Source organism: Citreimonas salinaria (assembly GCF_900107235.1).
Classification (GTDB): Bacteria; Pseudomonadota; Alphaproteobacteria; order Rhodobacterales; family Rhodobacteraceae; genus Citreimonas; species Citreimonas salinaria.
The window spans coordinates 120,543-144,853 of sequence record NZ_FNPF01000005.1 but is presented as its reverse complement, the minus strand read 5'-3'; the positions used below and the strand labels follow the sequence as shown (position 1 = coordinate 144,853).

Below are 24,311 nucleotides of genomic sequence, written 5' to 3'. Positions count from 1 at the left end.
GCGTTGGGTTTGTCTGCCGGAGCGCCGCGGCGCCCGGGTCGGGTGCGGGACGGCGTGTCCGCCATCCCGCGAATTCGATCAGGCCAGCGCCAGGTTGGCGGCGCTTTCTCGGTTGTCGCGGCCCTGCTCGATGTCATAGGTCACTTTCTGACCATCGGCGAGGCCGGTCAGGCCGGCGCGCTCGACTGCGGAAATGTGGACGAAGACGTCGCGGCCACCCGACTCGGGCTCGATGAAGCCGAAGCCTTTGGTGGGGTTGAACCATTTCACGGTGCCAGTAGCCATATCCGTGTTCTCCTGTTTCTGTCGCTGCCCGCGAAATGCGGCAGCCCGGCAAAGTCAGTCTGGATCGTACAACTGAGCCGGATGAACGGAAGCAGCAGAGCGAAAAAGATAACGTTAGCCCGCCCTACATGCGCCTGAATCGTCGATGGCACAAGTGGTTCGGCGAAATAAACTTCCGCGCGGGCGGCATGGATCGGCCGCCCGCGCGGATCCCGTCAGGGCTTCGCGTTGGGCTTGGGCGAGCTGGTGCGGGCTTCCTCGGTCACGCGCGCGGCGTATTCCGCGGCGGCCTTGATGCCCCCGAGCGGGAAGACATGGATGCCGGCGATGTCGCTGCTGCGGTTGCGCGCCAGCTCGGCCAGCACGTCCGTCGGCTCGAACGGGGCGACAAGGCGAGTGACGTCCTTCGCGCGCTTCTGCAGCACCGACAGCGATGGGCCGACACCGCAGGCGACGGCGAACTTCAGCAGCGTCTGCAGCTTGGCGGGGCCGGCAACACCGACATGCACCGGCAACGTGACGCCGGCGGAGCGCAGCCGCGCGATCCAGTCGAGCACGGGCTGTGCCTCGAACACGAACTGGGTGACCATCGCCATCTCGGCGCCGGTGCGATCGGCGAAGGCCTGCTTCCACGTGGCGGCGTCGTCCACCAGCCGGGTGCTGCCGTCGAAGTCGATGTCGCGGTTGCCCTCGGGGTGGCCGGCGACGTGCAGGCGCTTCATGCCGTGCTTGTCGAACAGCCCGGTTTCCAGCAGCTGCATAGAGCTGTGGAATTCGCCGACAGGCTCGCGCGAGCCGCCGGCCAGTACCAGCGCCTGGTCGACACCGGCTTCGGAGGCGTAGCGCGACAGCCAGTCGTCCAGCGTGGCGCGATCGGGCACAATGCGGGCAGGGATGTGCGGCATGACCGGGAATCCGTCATCCGCCAAGCGCTTCGCGGTGCCGACCATGTCGGCGATCTCGGTGCCCTCAATATGGGCGATGTAGACGCGCGTGCCTTCGGGCAGCAGGGCGCGGAAATCCTCGACCTTGGCGGCGGTGCGCGGCATCACCTCGATCGAATAGCCCTGCAGCAGGTCGGCGATGTCGCCCTTTGGACGCGCGGGTTTCTTGCAGAACGGAAAGCGCAGGATGGCCATGGAAATGTCTCCTAGTCTGCGGGCGGAGTGCCGTGAGTGTGGAACGTCTCGATCGTCTTGAGGCCCCAGGCCTGGCCGCGCTTGCGCTCGGCCTCGGTCCAGGTGACGGTTTCCCAGTCGGGGTCGAGGATCAGCCGAGCGCCGGCATTGGCCAGTTCCACCCGGTTGCCGGCCGGCTCCCACACGTACAGGAAGAACGTTCCCTGGATCGCGTGCTTGTGCGGGCCGGTCTCGATATGCACGCCGTTCTCGAGGAAGATGTCGGCGGCGCGCAGGATGTCCTCGCGCTGATCGGTGGCGTAGGTGATGTGGTGGAGCCGGCCGTCGCCGCGGCCGTGCTCCTCGGTGCAGGCAAGATCGTAGGTCTTGTTGTTCACGGTGAACCAGCAGCCGCCCAGCCGGCCGTTGTCCAGCCGGATTTGCTCGGTTACGCGGCTGCCGAGGCAGGTGACCATGAAGTCGCGGAACTCGGTCACGTCCGAGGCCAGCAGGTTCAGGTGGTCCAGCCGGCGCGGGCTGACGCCCTGCGCGTGGTAACGGCTGGCCATATTCTTGAGCGCCGGCCGGTCATCGGCCGGCGGGTCGTACTTCACGGTGTCCCAGTACAGTTCGAACACGTGGCCGAACGGGTCCTCGAACCGGAAGGCGCGGCCGTGCCCGGCGTCGCCGTCCACCCATCCGTGGGTCTTGTAGCCCGACGCCTCGATCGCCTTGACCCGGCGGTCCAGCGCCTCGGGCGAGACGACGCGATAGCCGATATGCCCGACGCCCGTGGTGTGGTGGCGCGTCAGCTTCAGCGTGTGGAACTCGTAGTCGTCCCAGGCCCGCAGGTAGGCGCTGTCCCCGTCGCGCCCCGAGATCTTCAGCCCGTAGACCCGCGTGAAGAAGTCGAGGCTTTCGTCGAAGCGGTCCGTGTAGACCTCGACATGGCCAAGATGGGCTGTGTCCTGAACGGGGTCTGTCATGGGTTACCTCAGTTCATCATCGTGTCGGGCAAGATCAGCGAGATCTGCGGGAAGGCGATCAGGATCGCCAGCGTCACCAGCATCGCGCACCAGAACGGCAGCACGCCGCGGAAGATCGTGCCAAGCTCGACGTTCGGCGCGACCGACTTGACGATGAAGACGTTGATCCCCACCGGCGGCGAGATCAGTCCCATCTCCAGCGTCAGTACCACGAGAACGCCGAACCAGATCGGATCGATCCCGAGCTGGATGATCACCGGGAAGAAGATCGGCAGGGTCAGCACCAGCATGGCGAACCCTTCGAGAAAGCAGCCCAGCACCAGGTAGACCAGCAGGATCACGACCAGCGTGCCCAGCGTGTTCAGGTTCAGCGCGGCCAGCGCCTCGCCCACGACGGTGGGGATGTGCGACAGCGCCAGGAACGGGTTGATCAGATGCGCCGCGATCAGGATCAGCATCACCGTCGCGGTGGTCACGATGCTGTCGCGTGACGCGATCCACAGGGCGCGCGCGCGCAGCCGCCGGGTAGCGAAGCCATAAAGCACCACCGCGCCCGCGCCGACGCCCGCCGCCTCGGTGGGCGAGAAGAAGCCGCCGTAGATGCCGCCGATGGTCAGCACGATGACCACCAGGATCGGCAGCGCGCCGGTCAGCGCGCGCAGCTTCTCGCTCGCGTCGGTCTTCGGACCCTTGGGGCCGAAGGCGGGGCGTAGCCAGCACAGCAGGGTGATGGTCAGCACGAAACAGCTCAGCAGCAGGATGCCGGGCAGGACGCCGGCCAGGAAAAGCCGGCCGATGCTTTGTTCCGTCAGGATGGCGTAGATCACGAAGCCGGTCGAAGGCGGGATCAGGATGCCCAGCGTGCCGCCGGCCGCCACGACGCCCGTGGACAGGCGCGGGTCGTAGGCGAAGCGATCCATCTCGGCCAGCGACACCTTGCCCATGGTCAGAGCCGAGGCCACGGACGAGCCCGACAACGCCGCAAAGCCGCCGCATCCGATCACCGTGGCCGAGGCCAGTCCGCCGCGAACCTGCCCGATGATCGCATAGGCCGCGTCGTAGAGCTGGCGGCTCATGCCGGTGACGCTGGCGACGTTGCCCATCAGGATGAACAGCGGGATGATCACCAGTTCGGGGTTCGAGGCGAGAGTGAAGGTCTCGGAGGCCAGCAGCGACGTCGCCGCGTTCCAGCCGTTCAGGATCCAGATGCCGACGAAGCCCACCGCGAACATCGCGAAGGCCACCGGCACCCGCAGGATGAGAAGCGCCAGCAGGATGACGATGCCGGTCACGCCGATCGCGCCGATACTCACGCGTTGTCCTCCCGGCGCAGGGCGTCCTCGATCCGCGCGCCGTCCTCGGTGCGCACGTCGCGGCCAGAGAGGATCAGTTCGATCGCGCGCAAAGTCATGCCCAGGGCGGTCACAAGGGCGAGCGCCGACAGCGCCCACTGGAACCAGGCCTTGGGCCAGCCCAGAAGGTTCGTCGACAGGTTCAGCATCTGACTGAGCTGCGCACTCTGCCAGACGGCCCATGCGATCATGGCGAAGATCACCGCGCCCAGAACCGCCGCGCCGATGTCGATCGCGTGGTTCATCAGCGGCGGGTAGTGCCGTTCCAGCACGTCGACCGCAATGTGCCCGCCGCCGCGGTCGCAAAGGGCCATGCCGCCGAAGACCACGATGACCAGCGTCATGGTCACGATGTCCTGGCTGCCGAACAGGGGGTGGCCGAAGGCCCGGCCGACGACGTCGACCAGGATCACCCCGACCTCCAGCATCAGGCCGATCACGCCGAGAGTGGCGGACAGGCCGATCAGCCCGTCCGCGCCTTTTCGCAAGGGTGCGAGCACTATTCGCCCCGCATCGCCGCGAGGGCGTCTTCGCCGCCGACTTCGGCCACGTAGCTGTCGACCACGGTCTCGACCGCGTCGGCAAAGGCCTTCGCCTCTTCCTCGGACAAGTCGATCACGGTGTTGTCGCCGGCGTCACGCGCCGCCTGCAGCGCCGCGTCGGCGGTGGCGTTCCACGCGTCTTCGGCGGATTTCGACAGGCTCATGCCCGACGCCTCGTCCAGAGCGGCGCGCTGGTCCTCGGGGAGGGCGTCGTACTTTGACTGCGTCATCACCGTATAGAAGGCCAGCCGGCCCAGGTTGGCGCCGATCGTGTAGCTGTTGGCGACCTCGTCGAGCTTGAAGTCCGACAGGGTCGAGGCGCCGGTGATCACGCCGTCGATCAGCCCGGTCTGCAGCGCGTTGTAGACCTGGTTGATCGGCATCTGCACCGGCGTCGCGCCGAGCGCCTCGGCCACGTCTGCGGCGGTGGCACCGGCAACGCGCACCTTCAGACCGGCGAGGTCCTCGGGGCTGCGGATGTCGTGGTCCTTCATGATGAAGATGTTGGGCTCGGACGTCCACAGCGCCAGCGGTTTGGTGCCGGGGAATTCGCTTGCCAGGTGGTCGTCATAGGCCGTCCACAGCGCCTCGTAGCCGGGCTTGTCCAGCGGGATCGCGTTGGGCAGTTCGGCGATCATCGTCTTGGGGAACTGCGACGAGGTATAGCCCGGCAGGCCCCACGCCATGTCGGCGGCACCTTGCACGACGCGAACGTATTGCTCGGCCGGCCCGGCGCCCAGCTCGCCGCCATGATAGCCGCGCACGGTCAGCGCACCGTCGGTCGCGGCCGAGACCTTCTCGTTCAGGGGCTCGATGACGCTGGCGTTGATCGTGTGGAACGGCGGCGTGAAGTTCGCGAATTTCAGCTCTTCGGCCTGGACGGCCGTGGCTGACAGGGCCAGCGCGGCCCCTGCGAAAACGTGGTTCAGTTTCATGGTTCTCCTCCCAAAGTAACCGCTAGATCGGGCGCGGGCGGCCCTGCGACCGCTCCGCGTGTTCCCGTGCGGCCCGCCGGCATTGCCGGCGCGACCGCACGGGAAAGGCGTTCGTCAGGCCGTGGCCTTGGTCCGCCAGCTGTCGGCATAGTTCTCGCGCGCTTCGCGGGCGTAGGGCGTGGCCGAGACGCGTACCCGGATCTCCGCCTGGCGGTGCTTTTCGGCCGAGGTCTTCTCGGTGTCGTCCGGCTCGCCCCACTTCATCGTCAGCACGTCGCCCTCCTGAACGCTCTGGTCGACGACGCCCAGGCTCAGCATGCAGCGTTCGTTGAAGCTGTAGCCGTTGAACATGGACATACCCACCATCTTGTCGCCGTTCATCACCATGTCGGCGGAGGACGAGGCGTAGTTCGGCTGCGGAAAATCGATCCACTTGTAGGGAACACCGTCCTCGAACCCGCTGGCAATCACTTTCAGCACGTCCTCGCGATTCCACTCGAAAGTGACCTTCTTGCGGTTGGGTTCGTCCTTCAGCTTCGTCAGCGCGTCCTTGCCGATGAAGTCGTCCTTCTTCCAGCCGATGTAGAAGCCGTAGCCCAGTTCGAACGGGTTCACGTAGTAGTTCGAGATGTCGTCGCTGACGTAGCTGCCGCCGATCGTGCCGGCTGCCTCGTAGCTGTCGGCGCCCAGCCAGTCGCGGTATTCCTGCATCATGCCGTCGCCGGTGTAGATCCCCGGCAGGGGCGACGGGATCCAGCCCGATTCAAGCGTGTTGGTGGAATAGGCGCGGCTGCCCACCTGGCGCAGGTCGACGCCCAGGTCGCGTGCCGCCTGAAGGATCGTCGATTCGATGTAGTGCTTGTCCGCGTAGGGACCCCAGATCTCGAGCCCCGGCGCGCCGGCCATGCCGTGGCGCAGCGCCTGCACGCGGCGGTTGCCCACGTTGATCCAGTCCACGTGGAAGAACTTCACGTCCGGCACCGGGCCGCCGTTGATCTTCTCGAATATCTTGGGCGCGTCGGGGCCCTGGATCTGGTAGCGGTAATGCGTGCGCAGAACGCGCTCACCGTCGGGGCGCGAGGGCGAGCGCGGATCGTGCAGCAGCCGCACCTTCCAGCGCCCGATGGCGGCCTGGAACTTCGTCCAGTTGGCGGTGGGCGCGCGGCCGACCAGGATGAACTTGTCCTCACGTTCGCGGAAGATGATCATGTCGCCGATCACGTGGCCCGCGGGAGTCACGGGCACGAAGTGCTTGGCGCGATTGGTGTCGAAGTTGTGGAAGCCGTTGATCCCGACATGCGCGAGGAATGCCTCGGCATCGGGGCCTTCGACGATCAGCTCGTCCATGTGGTGGGACTGGTCGAACAGCACCGCGCTGTCGCGCCAGGCACGCTGTTCGTCGCGCCAGTTGGTGTATTCGGGCGCGACGACGGGATACACGTACATCCCGATCTTCGAGTTGCGCAGCATCTGCACCGGGTTGGGGTGCTGCTTCATCACGTCGGACAGGCTAGGCATTCGCTTTTTCTCCTCCAGCAGAATTCAGGTCTCGACCAGCGCAAGGCCCGGCACTCGGTCGGCCAGGTCGGGCGCCTGCGTCATCACGTATTCCAGGTTCGTGCGCGCCAGGCGGGCATGTTCGCGCCCCAGCGCCTCGGCGCGGGCGCCCTCGCGGGCGCGGATCGCGTCGTGGATGGCGCGGTGCTGCACCTGCGCGCGGCGCAGGCTGTCGCGGAAATCCGGGATCAGGTCCTGCCCCTGCAGGAAAGCGCCGGGTGAGGCGGCGGGCAGGCGGCGGGCGCGCGCGCATTCGCGCGCGACAATCTGCGAACCGGCCATCTCGGCCAGCATGTCGTGGAAGGCGTCGTTGAGCCGGACATAGGTCTTGAAATCGAACCGTTCGGGATCGATCGCGGCATCGAGCGCGCAGAGCAGGTCGTCCATGGCCTGCAACATGTCCGGATCGGCGCCGCGCTCGGCCGCGAGCCTGGCGGCGGTGCCTTCCAACACGCCGCGCAGCTCGATCGCGGCGACGATTTCATCCATGGAGAAGCGTGCGACGCGGCAGCCGCCGGTCTCGACGCGCTCGAGAAGGCCCTCGTCGACCAGCCGGTCCATTGCCTGGCGCAGCGGCGTGCGCGACAGGCCCAGCCGTTCGGCGACGTTGGTTTCGGGCAACCGTTCGCCGCCAGCGAAGGCGCCGTTCAGCACCAGCGAGCGCAGCCCCATGAGGGCCCGCGTGAATTGCGCGTTACGATCCGTGCGGTCCAAGAATCGCACCCTCCATTCCCTAGCGGGAACTCTAACGCTGTATACAGACTCCGGTCAATCATGGACGCAAATCGCCGAAATCGTGCCGCGTGGCGCTAAACGGTATACCGAATGGAAAAACGTGAACGGCCGGCGCAGTGGCCGGCCGTTCGTCCCGTTCCGTCTGTGCAAGGATCAGGCGGCCTCTTCGGCAGCCGATCCCTCGAGAAAGGAATAGTCGGTGTAGCCGCGATGGTCGCCGCCATAGTAGGTGTCGCCGTCGCCCTCGTTCAGCGGTGCGTGCAGGCGCAGGCGCTTGGGAAGGTCCGGGTTGGTGATGAACGGCCGACCGAAGGCGACCGCGTCGGCGCGGCCCGTGGCCAGGGCTTGCGCAGCGCTGTCACCGTCGTAGCCGCCATTGGCGATGTAGAACCCCGTCCACTTCGCCCGCAGGGCATCGATGATCGCACGACCCTCGGTGGAACCCTCCGATCCGGGGAATGCCTCGACCATGTGCAGGTAGGCGAGGCCGCGGGCGTTCAGCGCCTCTATCACGTGACCGTAGTGAGCCTGGGGACCGCTGTCGGACATGTCGTTGGCCTGGCCCAGCGGCGACAGGCGGACGCCGATGCGGTCCGCGGCCCAGACGTCGGACACCGCTTCCAGCACTTCGTTCAGGAAGCGCATGCGGTTCTCGATCGAGCCACCATAGGCATCCGTGCGGTCGTTCAACCCGTCGGACAGGAACTGGTCGATCAGATAGCCGTTCGCGGCATGGACCTCGATCCCGTCGAAGCCGGCCGCCTTCGCGGCCTTCGCGGCGGTGACGTAGTCGGCGATGGTCTCGCGGATGCCCTCCTCGGTCAGCGCTTCCGGCTTCGAAGTCGGTTCGAACCCGTTCGCGGTGAAGGTCATTGCTTCGGCCGCCTTGTCGCTGGACGACACCGGCGCGCGTCCGTCGGGCAGAAGCGAGGAATGGCTGATCCGGCCCACGTGCCACAGCTGCACGAAGATTCGCCCGCCGCCGGCATGCACCGCGTCAGTGATCTTCTTCCAGGCGGCGACATGGTCGTCGGTGTAGATGCCGGGGGTCTTGATGTAGCCCTTGCCCATGGCCGAGATCTGCGTCGCCTCGGTCAGGATCAGCCCGGCCGAGGCGCGCTGTTCGTAGTAGGTTTCTGCCAGCGCGGCGGGGGTGCCGTCGTCATGGGCGCGGTTTCGGGTCAGCGGAGCCATCAGCACCCGGTTGGGCAGTGTCAGGTCGCCAAGTCTGGCGGGCTCGAAGAGCCTGGAACGGTCGGTCATGGAAGCCTCCATCATGTGATGGAGCGGACCTATGCGGCCGGCCGCCGCAATACGACCTGCGCCGATGCACACCCGCTATGCAGGGGCTCGGCGCAGGTCCCGGGAACATTCGCGGGCTACTGGTCGATGCGCTGCGCGGCGCGGGCGATGGCCTCTTGATAGACCGTCGCGGCGTTCCATTCGTTCAGTACGCGGAAGTTCGGCTGGCCGGGCATGTAGCCGGCGCCGGGCTGCCAGCCCTTCTGGCGCAGGAAGTTCGCGGTCGAGGCCAGCGCGTCAGCGGCGTTGTAGAAATTCACGGTGCCGTTGCCGTCCGCGTCGACGCCGTACCGCAGCGCGTTGCCGGGCAGGAACTGGGTATGGCCAAGCTCGCCGTGATACGCGCCCACCTGGTCGGGGGCCAGCATACCGCGATCGACCATCTTCAGCGCCGCGATGGCGTGCGGGGTGAAAAAGTCCGAGCGGCGGCAATCGTAGGCCACGGTCAGGATCGAGGACACGACCGGCTCGGAGCCCATCGTGCGGCCGAAGCCCGTCTCCATCCCGTGGATCGACGCCAGGATCGAGGCGGGCACGCCGAAACGGCGTTCCAGCGCATCATACAGTCCGGCATTTCGCGCGATGCGCTGCTCGGCCTGCGCCGCGAAGGAGTCGAGCGAGCCGAGACGGATGCGGATGAACTCGTCGATCGAGTAGCGCACGCCGGTCTGGTTTCGGTCGGCGTTGATCGTCGGCTGCGAGTAGCGGGCCTGCGACAGCGCCTGCAGGCCGCGCTGGCCGACGCCGGCATTGCGGGCCTCCTGGGCGAATTCTGCCTTCCACGGCTCGAACCCCGACGCGGAATTGCCGCAGGAGGCGGCGAGCGCAGGGGTGGAGAGGGTTGCGAGGCTGGCGAGGAAGGCGGTGATCGCGGCGCGCATGGGACTCTTTCCGTTCTGTTGGCGATGCTTGTCTTTCGCCTTGCCAACGCGCGCGAGGGCGGCGTGTTCCGAGCGGATATTTTCGGGCCGGGCGGGCGCGTTTGCGTGTGTCCCACGGTGGGACATGAAGGCGGCTTAGCGATATCAATGGCTTGCAGAGACGGATTCAGGTTCCGTCAAGAGTGGCAGGCGAAGAACGCGCCTGCGACCGGCTGAATCTGCCGGCGCTCGAGGCGGTGCGGTGGATCGTGAGGGCGCGCGGAAGCGCAGGGCAGCGCCGCAGGCGGATCGGCGCGACGGCATGCGGGCGGACGGGCAGGGGGCGTGGCCGGACGTGATGCGGGTTGCTCCGGCCGGTGCGGCGAAAGCGTCAGTGGCCGAAATGGGGGGCGAGTTCCTCGGCGCGGAAAGGCTTTTCGACCACGGGATAATGCGTGATGCCGTCGAACTCGCCGCGGGAATAGCCGGTGCAGAACACCACCGTCGCGCCATCCTCGGACAGCTTCTGGGCGAGCTCGGTCGTGGTCTCTCCACGGCCGAGGTTCACGTCCAGCAGCGCGTGGGTGAAATGCTGCTTGGCCATCTGGCGTTTCGCTGCGTCCAGCGTATGCGCCAGCGTCACGTCGAAGCCGAAGGTTTCCCGCAGGGTCTCGGCGGTTTCAAGGCTGATGATCACCTCGTCCTCGACGTAGAGCAACTTATACTTGGAAGAGGTCGAAGAGGTCGTCATTCTTGTTTTCTATCACCGCGTTGACTGGAACCTGCATTACGCACTCTAGGCCGTCAGGGTTCCATGTCCATGTTACATTTCCTTCAAGAGAACCCTCGATTGTCGAGCGAATCAGCGACGAACCGAAGCCGCCGTCATCCGGGGGTTGCACCTGGGGCCCACCACTCTCGCGCCACCTGAAAACGTACTCGTCCCGTTCTCCGTCGTCCTGGCGCATCCACGTCAGCGAGACCGAACCGTTCTGATTCGAGAAGGCTCCATATTTCGCGGCATTGGTTGCCAATTCGTGAACCGCCATGCCGAAGGACAGCACCGCGCGCGAGTTCAGGTTGATCTCGGGACCGCGCAGGGTGACGCGCTCGTCGCCGTAGATGGCCGTCAGTTCGGGCTCGAGAATGGCGCGCAGGGGGGCCGATACCCAGTTCGACCGGGTCAGCAGGTTGTGCGTGCCCGCGAGCGCCTTGATGCGCTTGGACAGGTCCTCCATCAGCGCGGTATCGGTGGTCGCGGCGCGCTGGGTGCGGTTGACCAGCGCCAGCACGTTGGCCAGCATGTTCTTCACCCGGTGCTGCAATTCGTGCATCACCCGGCGCAATTCCTGCGCGGTGCGGACCTGGTCTGTCACGTCGCGCACGTTCAGGCCGACCGCCTCGACCGAGCCGCCGAAGCGCACGGGATACCAGTCGGTGTCCCAGACGCGCTCGTCCTCGTCGCCCGCGGTATGGCCCTGCACGCGCAGACCCTCGACCGGCTCGCCGGTGTCGAGCACGCTTTGCGCCGCCTCGACCACCTGTTCGGCAAGCGCGGGCACCATGTCCGCCAGCCGCTTGCCGATATGCGCCTCGGCCGGCGCGCCGTTGATCCCGGCCAGCACGCGGTTGATGCGCAGATAGCGCAGGTCGGCGTCGAGCAGCGCCATGGCCTGCGGGCTGACGTGGTAGAGCGCCTCGATCTCGATCGCGCTGCGCCGGGCCTCCTCGGCGCTGTGTTCGGCGGCCAGGGCAAGATCGCGCAGCTCGGTCACGTCGACCAGCGTGAAGACCACGCCGTGGGCTTCGGTGCCGTCGGCGCTGTAGGGCACGATGCGCACCCGGTAGCTGGTGGTGCCGTCGGTAGTGTCCAGCCCCTCCTCGATCACGCTGCCGGTCTCGATCACCTCGGCGCACATCTGGCGCAGCAGGTCGATGTCGACGGTGCCGCCGAAATCGCTGAACGGCCGGCCGATATCGCTCTCGCCGAAGGGGAAGATCCCGCGCGCCTTGGGCGTGAAGCGGCGGATGCGCAGGTCGTCGTCCAGGAAGACGGTGGCGATCTGCGCGCTGTCGATGAAGCCGCCGAGATCCGCGTTGATCTTGCGGATCTCCATGATCTTCGAGTTGAGCTCGTCGTTGGTGGTCGACAGCTCCTCGTTCGAGGATTGCAGCTCCTCGTTCATCGACATCATTTCCTCGTTCGAGGACTTGAGCTCCTCGTTCGAGGTCTCGAGCTCCTCGACGGTCGTGCGGATCGTCTGGCGCGCATCCTCGAGCTCGGTCTCGAGCTCGTGCACATAGGCGGCCGAGGGGGTTTCGCCGTCCGATCCCGAGGGATCCGCGGGGCCCGCGCGGTCGAGATGGTCGCGCATGACGATGATCTGCTGGTCGTTGGGCAGCATCCGGCGGGTGATCTCGAGCCGCATGGGCCGACCGTCGATCTCGCCCTCGAGAGTGCGGGTGACGGGTTCGGAGCCCGAGCGCATCGACATCACGCGCCGCATCGTCGGCTCGATCTCGGGGCGCACGATGCGGGTGATCAGCAGCTCGGGCATTCCAGGCTTCATCTGCAGGTAGCGCACGGCGTTTTCCGAGGCGTAGAGCAGGTCGCCGGACGGGCTGAGATGCAGGAAGGGCGGGGCGAATTCCTTCAGCAACGTCTCGGCGAAGGGCTGCGACAGCAGGTCGGCCGCGCCGTGCATCTCGGCATGGCGCGGCAGATCGGCCGGCGTGCGCGCGGGCGAGGGCAGGTCGAGTTTCACCGGCGCTCCGGGCTTGCGGCGGAAGACGCGGTGGGTGCGGTCCTCCTCGGCGAACAGGGTGTCGCCGCGGGGCAGGCTTTCGGAGCTGCCCAGCACCAGCAGGCCCCTTTCGCGCAGCGCGTACTGGAATATCCGGTGCGCCCGCTGCTGCAGCGGCGTGTCGAGGTAGATCAGCAGGTTGCGGCACGAGATCATGTCGATCCGCGCGAAGGGCGGGTCGCGCACCAGGCTCTGGTTCGAGAAGCGCACCACGTCGCGCAGTTTGCTGGACACCTCGTAGCCGCCCTGGCGCGAGCGGAAGTACTTCATCAGCAGGTCCTCGGGGACCTCGTCGACGATGGAATTGGGGTAGCGGCCCTGGCGCGCGATGCGCAGCGCGTCCTCGTCGATGTCCGAGCCGAAGATGGCGATCTGCGGCGCCACGTCCAGGTGCTCCAGCGCCTCGAGCGCGAGCATGCCGAGGGTGTAGACCTCCTGCCCGGTTGAGCAGCCGGGCACCCAGATGCGGAACTCCTCGTTGTGGCCGCGGCCGGAAAGCAGTTTGGGCAGGTGGGTGCGGCCGATCGCGTCGAACACGGCGCGGTCGCGGAAGAAGCTGGTGACGTTGATCAGGATGTCGCGCACCAGGCGCCGCGCCTCGTCGGAGGATTCGACGATGCGCTTGACGTAGATGCCGGGATCCGAGATGCCCAGCACCGACATCCGCACTGCCAGCCGGCGGTGCAGCGTGCCCTTCTTGTAGCCGGAAAAATCGTGCCCGGTGCGGTAGCGCACGTGCTTGGTGACGCGGGCAAGGAACTCGTCGTTCGACATCACGGTGTTGACGACCGAGGGCAGCGTCTCGAAGCAGTCCTGAAGCGCCGACACCATCTCGCGCGCGGGCAGGACCAGGTCGCTGACGCCGCTGTCGATGGCGGCGCGGGGCATGCCGTCGTATTTTGCGTCGCCCGGTTCCTGCACGAAGACGAAGCCGCCACGCTCCTTGATGGCGGTGATCCCCGCTGTCCCGTCCGAGCCGGTGCCCGACAGGATGATACCCACCGCGTTCGTCCCCTGGTGCCGCGCGAGGCTGTCGAGGAAGTCGTCGATCGGCCGCCGCCGGCCGCGCGGCATCTCGAACGGGCCGGGAACCAGCGTGTCGCCCTCGACCAGCAGCGACTGCCCGGGCGCGATCAGGTAGATGTGGCCGCCCTCGATCGGGGTGGTCCTGTTGACCGTCACCACGGGCGTCTGCGTCCGCTTGCCCAGCAGTTCCGCCAGCAGGCTGTCGTGGTCGGGGTCGAGATGCTGCACGATGGCAAGCGCGAAGTTGTGCTCGTCCGGCAGCGACGACAGCAGCTCCTGGAGGGCCTCGAGGCCACCGGCGGACGCGCCGATACCGATCACCGGAGGCTTGGAGGAGGAGGCTGCTTCGAGTGGCGTCATCTTTGGGTTTGTCCGCGGCTGCTGGTGTTGGTAGTTACCTACACGCAGAGAAACGGAGCGGAAAGGCGGATTGCGCGATGGAGGATATCAGGGACGCGATCGACTTCCTGCACCGCAGTTCGGTCGCGCTCGTGCTGTCTGACGCCATGCAGCCCGACCATCCGCTGATCTACGCCAACCCGGCCTTCGAGGCGCTGACCGGGTATGCCAACAAGGATGTGCAGGACCGCAACTGCCGCTTCCTGCAGGACGGTCACGCCAACGAAGAGGCGCGCGAGACCCTGCGAGACGCGCTGGAGGGGGGGCGCTCGACGCAGGTGGTGCTGCGCAACCGCACGCGCGGCGGCTTTGATTTCGACAACCTGCTGTTCATCGAACCGCTGCGCACCGGACGTGGCGAGATCAAGTATTTCGTCGGCTCGCAATTCGACGTGACGCGGCTGGTCGACATCGAACGGCGCACCAGCGCCCATGCCGGCACGTTGCAGCAAGAACTGGACCGTCTGCAGCAGGTGAACCGCCTGCTCATCCACGAGAACCACGGCCATCTAGCGCGGTCGGCCTCGCAGGTGGTGCAGCAATGGATGCGTCGGGCCGAAAGCCGCCGCTGAAAGGCGCGGCCGTGGTCGCGCTCAGCGCGCCAGCATCCGGATCCCGCGGTCCAGCCCGTCCAGGGTCATCGGCACCATGCGGTCGTCGAATATCTCGCGGATCATCCCGATCGAGGGCGTGTATTGCCAGTGCTTCTCGGGGACCGGGTTGATCCACAGGTGGTCCGGCCATTGCCGGCGCGCGCGTTCCAGCCAGGTCTGGCCGGCCTCCGCGTTCCAGTGCTCGTTGGCGCCCCCCGGATAGGCGATCTCGTAAGGGCTCATGCTTGCGTCGCCCACGAAGATGCACTTGTAGTCCGGTCCGAAGGTGTTGAGCACCTCCCAGGTGGGCGTCTGCGCGTCCCAGCGGCGGCGATTGTCGCGCCACACGCCCTCGTACAGGCAGTTGTGGAAATACCAGTGTTCGAGATGCTTGAACTCGGCGCGGGCGGCGCTGAACAATTCCTCGACCACCGCGACGTGGTCGTCCATCGACCCGCCGATATCGAAGAACAGCAGCACCTTCACGGCGTTGCGCCGCTCGGGGCGCGTCTTGACGTCGAGATAGCCGTTATGCGCGGTCGAGCGTATCGTGCCGTCGAGGTCCAGCTCCTCGGCCGCGCCGTCGCGCGCCCAGCGGCGCAGGCGCTTGAGCGCGACCTTGATGTTGCGCGTGCCCAGCTCGACGCTGTCGTCGAGGTCTCGGAACTCGCGCTTGTCCCAGACCTTCACGGCGCGGCGGTGGCGGCTTTCGTGCTGGCCGATGCGCACGCCCTCGGGGTTGTAGCCGTAGGCGCCGAAGGGCGAGGTGCCGGCGGTGCCGATCCACTTGCTGCCGCCCTGGTGGCGCTTTTGCTGTTCCGCGAGGCGCTCCTTCAGCGTCTCCATCAGCTTGTCGAAGCCGCCCAGCGCCTCGATCTCGGCCTTCTCGGCGTCGGACAGGTGTTTCTCGGCCAGCTTGCGCAGCCAGTCTTCGGGAATGTCGACCGCGTCCAGCACGTCGCCGGCGGTGATCGCCTCGAGCCCGGAGAACGTCTGCGCGAAGGCGCGGTCGAAGCGGTCGATGTGACGCTCGTCCTTCACCATCGCGGTCCGCGCGAGGTAGTAGAACGCGTCGACGTCGTAGGTCGCGAGTCCCGCCGCCATCCCGTCGAGGAAGGCGAGGTATTCGCGCAGGGATACCGGCACGCCGGCCTTGCGCAGGGTCTCGAAGAAGGGAACGAACATGGTCGCAGCCTAGGGGCGTGCGAGGGTGGCGGCAATGGGCGGGGCGATCACCGGGCGGATTACAGCAACCGTTCGATGACGATGGTGACGATGAAGCCCAGCAGCCCGAAGGCGATGGCATAGACCACCGCGTATTGGGCGATGTCCGCGGCGTTGCCCTTGCGGCGGCGGGCGACGAGTGCGCCGGCGATCGCGCCGCCGAGGATGCCCAGCAATATGATCATGACGCGCCCCTGCTCTTGCGGTCCTCCGGGGGCAGCGCGCCGATCTCGTGCAGCTTGGCGCGCACCGCCCAGTCCGGGCCGAAGCCGTATCGCGCCCAGCCCAGGCTGTCCAGCCGCACCGCGCGCGCCTCGGAGACGCGGCCGGTCATCTCGAGCGCCTCGGCCCGCAGCAGCATCAGCGTGGCCAGAAGCGCGGCATTCTCGGCCTCGGCCGCGACGGTCATGTACGGGGCGAGCAGCGCAAGGGCGGCGTCGCCGTCGCCGCGCGCCAGCGCGTGGCCGGCCAGTTGCGCCGCCGCGTGGGCCCGGTGCAGGGCGGTGTCCGGCCCGCTGCCGAAATGCCGCAGGGCCAGGGTGAACTGACGCTCGGCGCCGGTGGGGTCGATGCCCTGGATCAGCCGGCCGAGGGCGAAATGCGAGAACCCGCGGCGATGGTCGCGCCACCCCGCCTGGGTGGCGATGCGCACGGCGTCGCGCGCGGCGCGGCGGCGGTCGACCGGATGCGCGCCGGGGCCGAGCGCGGTCTGGATCGCGCCGATCCAGGCCCGCGGCGTGGCGGGCAGGCCGCGGGGCGCGCGCCCCTCGCCCTGCGGGTTCAGCCGCGCCAGGATCGCCGGCAGGCGGGCGGCGGCCTGCGCGCGGGTCATGCCGTTGGCCAGCGCGGGGTCGTGGTAGAGACGCAGCATCAGCATGTCGTAGCCGGTCAGGACCGTGTGGAAATTGTCGTCGTTGAAGACGCTGTCGGGCAGGCGGTAGAGGTCGTTGAGCGGGCCGATGGCCTGGGCCAGTTCCTCGTGCAGGCAGTCGCGGGCCTCTTGCGGGCTGGCATCGGCGGGCAGGAAGATCGCAAGCCGCTCGCGCCGGCGCAGCAGCGACCAGCGCGTCCGGTCGCTGCCGCGCGCGCGGAAGTATTCGTCGAGCGAGGCGATGTTGGGCACGACGAAGCACGCCGCGTCGGGAAGGGCGGCGCGGATGTCGTCGCGGCGCACGGCCTCGATGGTGATCTGCGCGGGGCCCTGGCGGGTCTGGCGGATGTCGATGCCGGCCTCGGTCCGCAGACGCGCGAGCAGCCGCGTCAGGTCGGCCCGGAGCGAGGGCGGCGGCGCGCCGGTCAGGCGCACGGCGATCGGCCCCTCGAAGCGGGTCATGCTTGGCAGCGGACTGCCCGATTCCAGCGCGAAGGCGAGGTCGAGGAAATCGCGCGCCAGGTCGGTGTTGGACCCCTGAGAGGCATGGGGCCGCGCGACGCGGAAGCTTTTCATCGCGGGCAGGGCGGGCGCCGTTGCGGCCGGACGCGCGCGGCTGGCCACTTCCCCGGCCTCGTGATCGGCGCAGCCGGTCAGCGACAGGGCAGCCGCCAGCGCCAGCGCCGGGGCAAGGAGCTGCCGGGCGCTCATGGGCGCTGGTACTTGATGAAGGGAGTCAGGCGCGCGACCTTGTCGTAGAGCGCGCGGGCGGTGTGATTGAACTCCTGCGTCGTCCAGTAGACCTGCGGAGTGCCGTTCGCGTCGGCGCGGGCGTAGACCGCCTCGATCAGCGCGCGGGCGACGCCGCGGCCGCGGGCCTCGGGGGCGGTGAAGAGGTCCTGCAGGTAGCACACGTCCTCGATGCGCCAGCAATGGCGGTGGAAGATGTAGTGCACCAGCCCGACGGGTTTGCCGTCGAGTTCCGCCAGCAGCGCGTTCATCGCGGGTTCGGCCGGGTCCAGCAGGCGGGCGAAGGTCGCGTCCTTCACGGACTCGTCCAGCCGCGTCTCGTAGAAGGCGAGGTAATCGGTCCAGAGCACGCGCCACGCCGCCGCGTCCTCCGGAGTCAGCGGGCGGATCCCGAGTGCGGATGGCTTCGTCATGGGCGAGTCCCTCTTGGCTGGATCGACGATAGGCGACTTGCGGAGGCGGCGCGACAGACTCTCGCGCTTTCGCGGGATGCCGCGGCGCGCCGGCCACGGTTCCTTCGCCACGCTTCTGTCGCCACGTCGCAGATGCGATGCAGCGCGCGGCTGCGCTAGGCTGGGCGTGGGAGGGCCACGCCATGCGACCGCAGGACAGATTCGACACCCACGAGGTCACCAACCAGCCCGGCCCGCCGCCGCTGCGCGACGCATGGGCCGGCGACGTGGCGCTGCGCGAGGCGGTGGATGCGGCGGGCGGGCAGGCGGGGCCGCTGGCGGAATACGGCGCGGCGCTGGCGTCGCCGGAACTGGCCGAGGCCGGTCGCGCGGCCGAGGCCAATCCACCGCAGCACCTGGCCTTCGACCGCGCGGGGCGGCGGCTGGACGAGGTGCGCTTCGACCCCGGATACCACGCGCTGATGCGCACAGGGCTGGCGGCGGGTTACGCCGCGCTGCCGTGGGAGGGGGCGGCAGGCGGCCACGCGACCCATGCCGCGATGGTCTACATGGCCAGCCAGCGCGAGGCGGGCCATTGCTGCCCGATGACGATGACCTACGCCGCGATCCCCGCGCTGGCGGGTGCGACAGGCCCCGCGGCCGCATTCCGCGACAAGGCGATGAGCCGCGCCTACGATCCGGCGGTGGCGCCCGTGGCCGCCAAGGCGGGCGTCACGATCGGCATGGCGATGACCGAGAAGCAGGGCGGCTCTGACGTACGGGCGAACGCGACGCGGGCCGAGCCAGCCGACGGCGCATGGCGGCTGACGGGACACAAGTGGTTCTGCTCGGCGCCCATGTCCGACGCCTTCCTGACGCTGGCGCAGACCGGGGCCGGGCTGTCGTGCTTCCTGGTGCCGCGCTGGCTCGAGGACGGGCGCAACGGCATCGTGATCGAGCGGCTGAAGGCGAAACTCGGGAACCGGGCCAATGCCTCGGCCGAGATCACGTATCACGGCGCCGAGGCCTACCTGCTGGGCGAGGACGGGCAGGGGGTGCGTACGATCCTGGCGATGGTGCACCACACCCGGCTGGACACGGCGATGGCGCCTGCGGGGCTGATGCAGGCCGCGCTGATCGAGGCGCATCACTGGTGCGCCGGGCGGCGCACGTTCCAGAAGCGCCTGATCGACCAGCCGCTGATGCGCGCGGTGCTGGCGGACCTGGCGCTGGACCGCGAGGGCGCGCTGGCGCTGGGGATGCGCGTGGCGCAGGCCTTCGACGACCCGGCGCAGACGGCTTTTGCCCGGATCGGCGTGGCGCTGGCGAAGTTCCTGTCGAACAAGCGCTGCCCGGTCGTGGTGGCCGAGGCGATGGAGGTGCTGGGCGGCATGGGCTACGTCGACGACACGCCCCTGCCGATGCTCTACCGCGAGGCGCCGCTGAACGGCATCTGGGAGGGCTCGGGCAACGTGATCTGCCTGGACATCCTGCGCACGCTGGCGCGCGTTCCCGAGGCGGGCGAGGCGTTGCGCGCGGAACTGGCGGCGGCACGCGGCGAGAACCGGCACTACGACGCGGCGCTGGCGGATTTCGCCGCGCGGTGGCCGGGCCTGCCCTCCGAGGCCGAGGGGCGCTGGTTCTGCGAACGGGCGGCGACGCTGCTGACGGCGTCGGTGCTGCTGCGCCGGGCGCCGGCGGCGGTTTCCGACGCCTACGCGGTCACGCGCGCCGCCGGCGAAGGCGGGCGGGTGCCGGGCGCCACGGCCGCGCGCGAGGTGGGCGTCGTTCTGGACCGGATGGCGGCGGGATAGACTATCGGCCCTGCCGGCGGGCCATGAAGGCCAGGCGCTCGAACAGGTGCACGTCCTGTTCGTTCTTCAGCAGCGCGCCGTGCAGTTTTGGCAGGGCACTGGCGCCGTCGCGCTCGAGATCCTCGGGGGCGAGATCCTCGGCCAGCAGGAGTTTCAGCCAGTCGAGCACCTCGGAAGTGGACGGTTTCTTCTTGAGGCCGGGCTGTTCGCGGATCTCGAAGAACTGTTCCAACGCCGTGTTGAGCAGCGCGGGCTTGATGCCGGGATGGTGAACGGCGACGATGCGGCGCAGCGTGTCCGCGTCCGGGAAGCGGATGTAGTGGAAGAAGCAGCGGCGCAGGAAGGCGTCGGGCAGTTCCTTCTCGTTGTTCGAGGTGATGATCACGATGGGGCGGTGGCGCGCGCGGATCGTCTCTCCGGTCTCGTAGACGTGGAACTCCATCCGGTCGAGTTCCTGCAGAAGGTCGTTGGGGAACTCGATGTCGGCCTTGTCGATCTCGTCGATCAGCAGCACCACCTTGCCGTCGGCGTCGAAGGCCTGCCACAGCTTGCCGCGGCGGATGTAGTTGGCCACGTCGTGCACCCGTTCGTCGCCCAGCTGGCTGTCGCGCAGGCGCGAAACCGCGTCGTATTCGTAGAGACCCTGCTGCGCCTTCGTGGTCGACTTGATCGACCATTCGAGCATCGGCAGGCCCAGCGCGTCAGCCACCTGGCGGGCCAGTTCGGTCTTGCCGGTGCCGGGCTCGCCCTTGACCAGCAGCGGGCGTTCGAGCGTCACCGCGGCGTTCACGGCCATGGTGAGATCCTCGGTGGCGATGTAGGCGTCGGTGCCTTCGAAGCGCATGGCGTCCCCTTCACGAAGCGTTACGGACCTGCCCCCTTTTCGCCACATTGCCGCGGCAAAGTGTAGTGACATCGGTCGGGGCTTCGGTTAAGTGCTGCCCGCAGGGGTGCCAGATATCTAGGGAAAATACCATGTCGGATATTGGCGTTGACGAGGGGATCAAGATGAAGCCCGAGAGTTTCCTGCCTGACGATTACCGGCCGGCCGAGGACGAACCTTTCATGAACGAAAAGCAGCTGGAATACTTCCGGCGCAAGCTTCTGGCATGGAAATCCGACCTTCTGGCCGACAGCCGCGACACGATCGAGGGATTGCAGCAGGCCACGCGCAACATCCCCGACGTCACCGACCGCGCGAGCGAGGAGACCGATCGCGCGATCGAACTGCGCACCCGCGACCGCCAGCGCAAGCTGGTCGCCAAGATCGACTCGGCCCTGCGCCGCATCGAGGAGGGCGAATACGGCTATTGCGAGGTGACCGGCGAGCCGATCAGCCTCAAGCGGCTGGATGCGCGGCCGATCGCGACCATGAGCCTCGAGGCGCAGGAACGGCACGAGCGCCGCGAAAAGGTCCATCGCGACGATTGAGGCGTGACGACCGGGCTTTGGACGACCGCGCCATGAGAGCTGCAATCAAACATTCGCGCCGGGGTTTTCGCCCCGGCGTTTTCGCGTCGGCGGTCCGGGCATGAGTGTCGCGGGCCGGGCGGTGACGGTGCTGGGCGCCGGGATCGGCGGGCTGGCCTGCGCGCTGGCGCTGGCGCGGCGCGGCGCGCGTGTGCGCGTGCTGGAACAGTCGCGCGAGATCGCCGAGGTGGGCGCGGGCATCCAGATCAGTCCCAATGGCCTGAGGGTGCTGGACGCGCTCGGGCTGGGCGACGAGGTGCGCGCCGGGGCGCCCAAGGCGCGCGCGGTCAGCCTGCGCGACCATGCCGCGGGGCGCGAGGTCGTCCGGCTCGACCTGTCGCGCCTCGCACCGGGGCAGGATTACCGCTTCGTGCACCGCGCCGACCTGATCGCGGTACTTGCCACCGCCGCGCACGAGGCCGGGGTCGAGATAAGGCTGGGCCGTCGGGTCCATGCCGTGACGCCGGGCCGGCCGGTTGGCCTGCGGCTGGCAGGCGGCGCGACGGCCGAGGCCGGGCTGGTGATCGGCGCCGACGGCGTGCGCTCGATCCTGCGGCCGGCGCTGGAGGGGGCGGAGAAGGCGCGCTTCACCGGGCAGGTGGCGTGGCGCGCCGTCATCGACAACGATATCGACCATCCGCCCGAGGCCCGCGTGCACATGGGGCCGGGTCGCCACATCGTCAGCTACCCGCTGCGGGGCGGCGCGGCGATCAACCTCGTCGCGGTCGAGGAACGCGCCGCCTGGACCGAAGAAGGCTGGGACCACGAGGACGATCCGGATGCCCTGCGGGCGGCCTTCTCGGCCTTCGGCGGAGACGTGCCGGCGATGCTGAACGCGGTCGAGAGCGTCGGCCTCTGGGGCCTGCACCGGCACAAGGTCGCGCGGCGCTGGCACGGGCCGGGCGTGGCGCTGCTGGGCGACGCGGCGCATCCGACCTTGCCCTTCCTCGCGCAGGGCGCGAACATGGCCCTGGAGGATGCCTGGGTGCTGGCGGTCTGCTTGGACGCGCGCGACGAGGCCGGGACGGACGCGGCGCTTGCCCGCTACCAGACGTTACGGCGCAAGCGGGTGGAGCGCGTCATCGCGGCCGCCGAGGGGAACGCGTGGAAGTACCACCTGCGCAACCCGCTGATCCGCCGCTCGGCACACCTGGCGATGGGACTGCTGGGCCGCGCGGCGCCGGAGCGGATGGTGCGGGGGTTTGACTGGCTTTACGCGCATGACGTGACGCGGCAGGTCTGACGCGGCGGCGACGCCGCGTGCTAGGAGGAGGCGATCGCATGAGCGAGGATTTCGACGGCATACCGGAAACTGCGCTGCGCTGGCACGAGGCCGGGCAGGGGGCGGTTCTGGCGACGGTCACGCAGACCTGGGGCTCGGCCCCGCGCCGTGTGGGCGCGCAACTGGCGATCTCGGGCGAGGGCGCGATCGAGGGCTCCGTCTCGGGCGGCTGCGTCGAGGGCGCGGTGATCGTCGAGGCGCTCGAGGCTCTGGAGGACGGCAAGGCGCGCGAGCTGGAATTCGGCGTGAGCGACGACGACGCGTTCGCCGTGGGGCTGGCCTGCGGCGGCACGATCAGTGTGCTGGTCGAGCCGGTGGGCAGCGCGATTCCGGAACCCCTGCTGCGCGACCTGGTCGCGGCGCGGGCCGAGCGGCGCCCGGTGGCGTATGTCGCCGACCTGGAAACCGCGGCGCGACGGCTGGACGAGTCCGGACACGTCGAGCGATTCCGCCTCGACCGTTCGGGTTTCGATGAGGATGCGCCGCGCACCTTCGTCGCGATCCACAACCCGCCGCTGCGGCTGATCGTGGTGGGCGGCGTGCACATCGCGCAGGCGCTGCTGCCGATGGCGCGGATCGCCGGATACGACCCGGTGATCGTCGATCCGCGCGAGGCCTTCGCCTCTCCCGAACGATTCCCGGACACGCGGCTGCTGCACGACTGGCCGGACGAGGCGCTGGACGCGCTGGCGCCCGACACGCGCACGGCACTGGTGCTGCTGACGCACGATCCCAAGCTGGACGATCCCGCGCTGCACCGGGCGCTGGCGTCCGATTGCTTCTACATCGGTGCGCTGGGATCGACACGGACGCATGCCAAGCGCGTTGCGCGGCTGACCGAGGCCGGGTTCTCCGAAACCCAGATCGCGCGCATCCATGCGCCGGTGGGGCTTGATCTTGGCGCCGCGTCGCCGGCCGAGATCGCCGTGTCGGTCATCGCGCAGATGACCCGCGTGCTGCGGCGCGGCGCATGAAGTTCGGCGACATCGCGCTGGACGCCGCGCAGGGCGCGATCCTGGCGCATTCGGTGGCGCTGCCCGACGGGCGGCTGCGCAAGGGCACCGCGCTGGAGGCAGGGGACATCGCACGGCTGCGCGCGGCGGGGCATGAAAGCGTCACCGCCGCCGTGCTGGAGCCGGGCGACGTGGCCGAGGACGCCGCCGCCGCGCGGCTGGCGCGCGCGCTGGTGCCCGACCCCGAAGAGGCCGGCCTGACGCTGGGCCGCGCCGCGACCGGCCGGGTCAACCTGCACGCGGAAGGGCCGGGGCTGGTCGAGATCGACCCCGCCACGATCGCCGCGGTCAACGCGGTCGATCCGATGATCACCGTCGCCACGGTGCGGCCCTATGCCCGCACGGCGGCGCGGGGCATGGTCGCCACCGTCAAGGTCATCGCCTACGCGGTGCCCGAGGCCGCGCTGGACGCCGCCTGCGCCGCGGCTCCAGCCTCGGGTGCGCTGCGGCTGCGCGCGCCCGTCCTGCGCCGCGCCGCGCTGATCCAGACCAGCGTCGACGGGTCGGAGACCGGCGGCAAGGGCGACCGGGTGACCCGCGAACGGCTCGACCGGCTGGGCGTGGCGCTGGACGCGCCCTGCGTGGTGCCGCACGCGACCCGTCCGCTGAGCGAGGCGCTGGCGGCGAGCGATGCCGAACTGCTGCTGATCCTAACCGGGTCGGCCACGTCGGATGCGCGCGACACGGCGCCCGAGGCGGTGCGCCGCGCCGGGGGAACCGTGGCGCATTTCGGCATGCCGGTCGATCCCGGCAACCTGCTGTTCTTCGGCGCGATGGGCGACGGTCGGCCGGTGATCGGCCTGCCGGGCTGCGCGCGGTCGCCCGCGCTGAACGGTGCCGATTGGGTGATGGAGCGGCTGATCTGCGGCGTGACCGTCACACCCGCCGACATTGCCGCGATGGGCGTGGGCGGCCTGCTGAAGGAGATCCCCCAGCGCGGCCGACTGCGCGAGGCCTGAGGCCCGCCTGTCGCATCCAGCACGATGTGCCGCCGGAACGGC

Annotated in this window: 23 protein-coding genes; 6 read left to right on the top strand and 17 right to left on the bottom strand. The window is 68.7% G+C overall.

The features are described 5' to 3' along the window. Positions 1-78: 78 nt before the first annotated feature. The 12 genes from BLW27_RS08535 to BLW27_RS08480 form a co-directional block, all read right to left on the bottom strand. Positions 79-285, bottom strand: a complete 207-nt coding sequence (locus BLW27_RS08535; protein ID WP_089882184.1) for a cold-shock protein — start codon at positions 283-285, stop codon at positions 79-81. Between the two features lie 215 nt (positions 286-500). Then, the gene (locus tag BLW27_RS08530) at positions 501-1,424 is read right to left on the bottom strand and encodes a methylenetetrahydrofolate reductase (protein WP_089882182.1); all 924 of its coding nucleotides are present in this window, start codon (positions 1,422-1,424) and stop codon (positions 501-503) included. An 11-nt stretch (positions 1,425-1,435) separates the two neighbouring features. After that, entirely contained in the window at positions 1,436-2,389 is a 954-nt protein-coding gene (locus tag BLW27_RS08525; protein ID WP_089882180.1) for a VOC family protein, read from the bottom strand. 8 nt (positions 2,390-2,397) lie between these two features. Then, positions 2,398-3,702, bottom strand: coding sequence for a TRAP transporter large permease (locus BLW27_RS08520; RefSeq protein WP_089882178.1), 1,305 nt, complete (start codon positions 3,700-3,702; stop codon positions 2,398-2,400). After that, positions 3,699-4,241, bottom strand: a complete 543-nt coding sequence (locus BLW27_RS08515; protein WP_089882177.1) for a TRAP transporter small permease — start codon at positions 4,239-4,241, stop codon at positions 3,699-3,701. The genes BLW27_RS08520 and BLW27_RS08515 overlap by 4 nt, the downstream gene beginning before the upstream one ends. Next, the gene (locus BLW27_RS08510; protein WP_089882176.1) at positions 4,241-5,218 is read right to left on the bottom strand and encodes a TRAP transporter substrate-binding protein; all 978 of its coding nucleotides are present in this window, start codon (positions 5,216-5,218) and stop codon (positions 4,241-4,243) included. The genes BLW27_RS08515 and BLW27_RS08510 overlap by 1 nt, the downstream gene beginning before the upstream one ends. A gap of 114 nt (positions 5,219-5,332) precedes the next feature. Next, positions 5,333-6,736: a vanillate/3-O-methylgallate O-demethylase gene (gene ligM, locus BLW27_RS08505; RefSeq protein ID WP_089882175.1), complete on the bottom strand. Its 1,404-nt coding sequence runs from the start codon at positions 6,734-6,736 to the stop codon at positions 5,333-5,335. 24 nt (positions 6,737-6,760) lie between these two features. Beyond that, the gene (locus BLW27_RS08500; RefSeq protein ID WP_245710817.1) at positions 6,761-7,489 is read right to left on the bottom strand and encodes a GntR family transcriptional regulator; all 729 of its coding nucleotides are present in this window, start codon (positions 7,487-7,489) and stop codon (positions 6,761-6,763) included. Between the two features lie 174 nt (positions 7,490-7,663). Then, positions 7,664-8,773, bottom strand: coding sequence for an alkene reductase (locus BLW27_RS08495; protein ID WP_089882172.1), 1,110 nt, complete (start codon positions 8,771-8,773; stop codon positions 7,664-7,666). A gap of 116 nt (positions 8,774-8,889) precedes the next feature. Continuing rightward, entirely contained in the window at positions 8,890-9,693 is an 804-nt protein-coding gene (locus BLW27_RS08490) for a lytic murein transglycosylase (RefSeq protein WP_089882170.1), read from the bottom strand. 370 nt (positions 9,694-10,063) lie between these two features. Continuing rightward, complete coding sequence (locus tag BLW27_RS08485; RefSeq protein ID WP_143042223.1) at positions 10,064-10,423, bottom strand: response regulator; 360 nt, start codon at positions 10,421-10,423, stop codon at positions 10,064-10,066. After that, on the bottom strand, positions 10,392-13,862 hold the full coding sequence (locus tag BLW27_RS08480) for a chemotaxis protein CheB (RefSeq protein WP_089882166.1): 3,471 nt from the start codon (positions 13,860-13,862) through the stop codon (positions 10,392-10,394). The genes BLW27_RS08485 and BLW27_RS08480 overlap by 32 nt, the downstream gene beginning before the upstream one ends. A 77-nt stretch (positions 13,863-13,939) precedes the next feature. Between BLW27_RS08480 and BLW27_RS08475 the strand changes: the two genes are divergently transcribed. Beyond that, entirely contained in the window at positions 13,940-14,473 is a 534-nt protein-coding gene (locus BLW27_RS08475) for a PAS domain-containing protein (protein ID WP_089882164.1), read from the top strand. 21 nt (positions 14,474-14,494) lie between these two features. Here BLW27_RS08475 and BLW27_RS08470 read toward each other — a convergent pair whose 3' ends face one another. Genes BLW27_RS08470 through BLW27_RS08455 form a run of 4 tightly spaced genes read right to left on the bottom strand, consistent with a single transcriptional unit; the run spans position 14,495 to position 17,752 of the window. After that, entirely contained in the window at positions 14,495-15,679 is a 1,185-nt protein-coding gene (locus BLW27_RS08470; protein WP_089882162.1) for a vWA domain-containing protein, read from the bottom strand. A 59-nt stretch (positions 15,680-15,738) separates the two neighbouring features. Then, positions 15,739-15,903: an apolipoprotein acyltransferase gene (locus tag BLW27_RS08465; RefSeq protein ID WP_089882159.1), complete on the bottom strand. Its 165-nt coding sequence runs from the start codon at positions 15,901-15,903 to the stop codon at positions 15,739-15,741. Next, positions 15,900-17,300, bottom strand: coding sequence for a DUF2927 domain-containing protein (locus BLW27_RS08460; protein ID WP_425429283.1), 1,401 nt, complete (start codon positions 17,298-17,300; stop codon positions 15,900-15,902). Before BLW27_RS08460 ends, BLW27_RS08465 begins: the two co-directional genes overlap by 4 nt. Continuing rightward, positions 17,297-17,752 carry a GNAT family N-acetyltransferase gene (locus BLW27_RS08455; RefSeq protein ID WP_089882156.1) on the bottom strand — a complete coding sequence of 152 codons (456 nt, stop codon included), beginning with the start codon at positions 17,750-17,752 and terminating at the stop codon, positions 17,297-17,299. The genes BLW27_RS08460 and BLW27_RS08455 overlap by 4 nt, the downstream gene beginning before the upstream one ends. Before the next feature lie 182 nt (positions 17,753-17,934). On the opposite strand from BLW27_RS08455, the gene BLW27_RS08450 reads away from it, so the two are divergent. After that, positions 17,935-19,545: an acyl-CoA dehydrogenase family protein gene (locus BLW27_RS08450; protein WP_089882154.1), complete on the top strand. Its 1,611-nt coding sequence runs from the start codon at positions 17,935-17,937 to the stop codon at positions 19,543-19,545. 1 nt (position 19,546) lies between these two features. On the opposite strand, the gene BLW27_RS08445 is transcribed toward BLW27_RS08450, so the two are convergent. After that, complete coding sequence (locus BLW27_RS08445; RefSeq protein WP_089882152.1) at positions 19,547-20,389, bottom strand: AAA family ATPase; 843 nt, start codon at positions 20,387-20,389, stop codon at positions 19,547-19,549. 164 nt (positions 20,390-20,553) lie between these two features. Here BLW27_RS08445 and dksA point away from each other — a divergent pair, with 164 nt between their 5' ends. The 4 genes from dksA to BLW27_RS08425 all read left to right on the top strand — a co-directional run bounded on the left by dksA (position 20,554) and on the right by BLW27_RS08425 (position 24,269). Further along, positions 20,554-20,976 carry an RNA polymerase-binding protein DksA gene (dksA, locus tag BLW27_RS08440; protein WP_089882502.1) on the top strand — a complete coding sequence of 141 codons (423 nt, stop codon included), beginning with the start codon at positions 20,554-20,556 and terminating at the stop codon, positions 20,974-20,976. A 100-nt stretch (positions 20,977-21,076) separates the two neighbouring features. Beyond that, positions 21,077-22,258: an FAD-dependent monooxygenase gene (locus BLW27_RS08435; protein ID WP_089882150.1), complete on the top strand. Its 1,182-nt coding sequence runs from the start codon at positions 21,077-21,079 to the stop codon at positions 22,256-22,258. 38 nt (positions 22,259-22,296) lie between these two features. Continuing rightward, complete coding sequence (locus BLW27_RS08430; RefSeq protein WP_089882148.1) at positions 22,297-23,271, top strand: XdhC family protein; 975 nt, start codon at positions 22,297-22,299, stop codon at positions 23,269-23,271. Next, the gene (locus tag BLW27_RS08425; protein ID WP_089882146.1) at positions 23,268-24,269 is read left to right on the top strand and encodes a molybdopterin-binding protein; all 1,002 of its coding nucleotides are present in this window, start codon (positions 23,268-23,270) and stop codon (positions 24,267-24,269) included. Before BLW27_RS08430 ends, BLW27_RS08425 begins: the two co-directional genes overlap by 4 nt. Positions 24,270-24,311 lie beyond the last annotated feature (42 nt).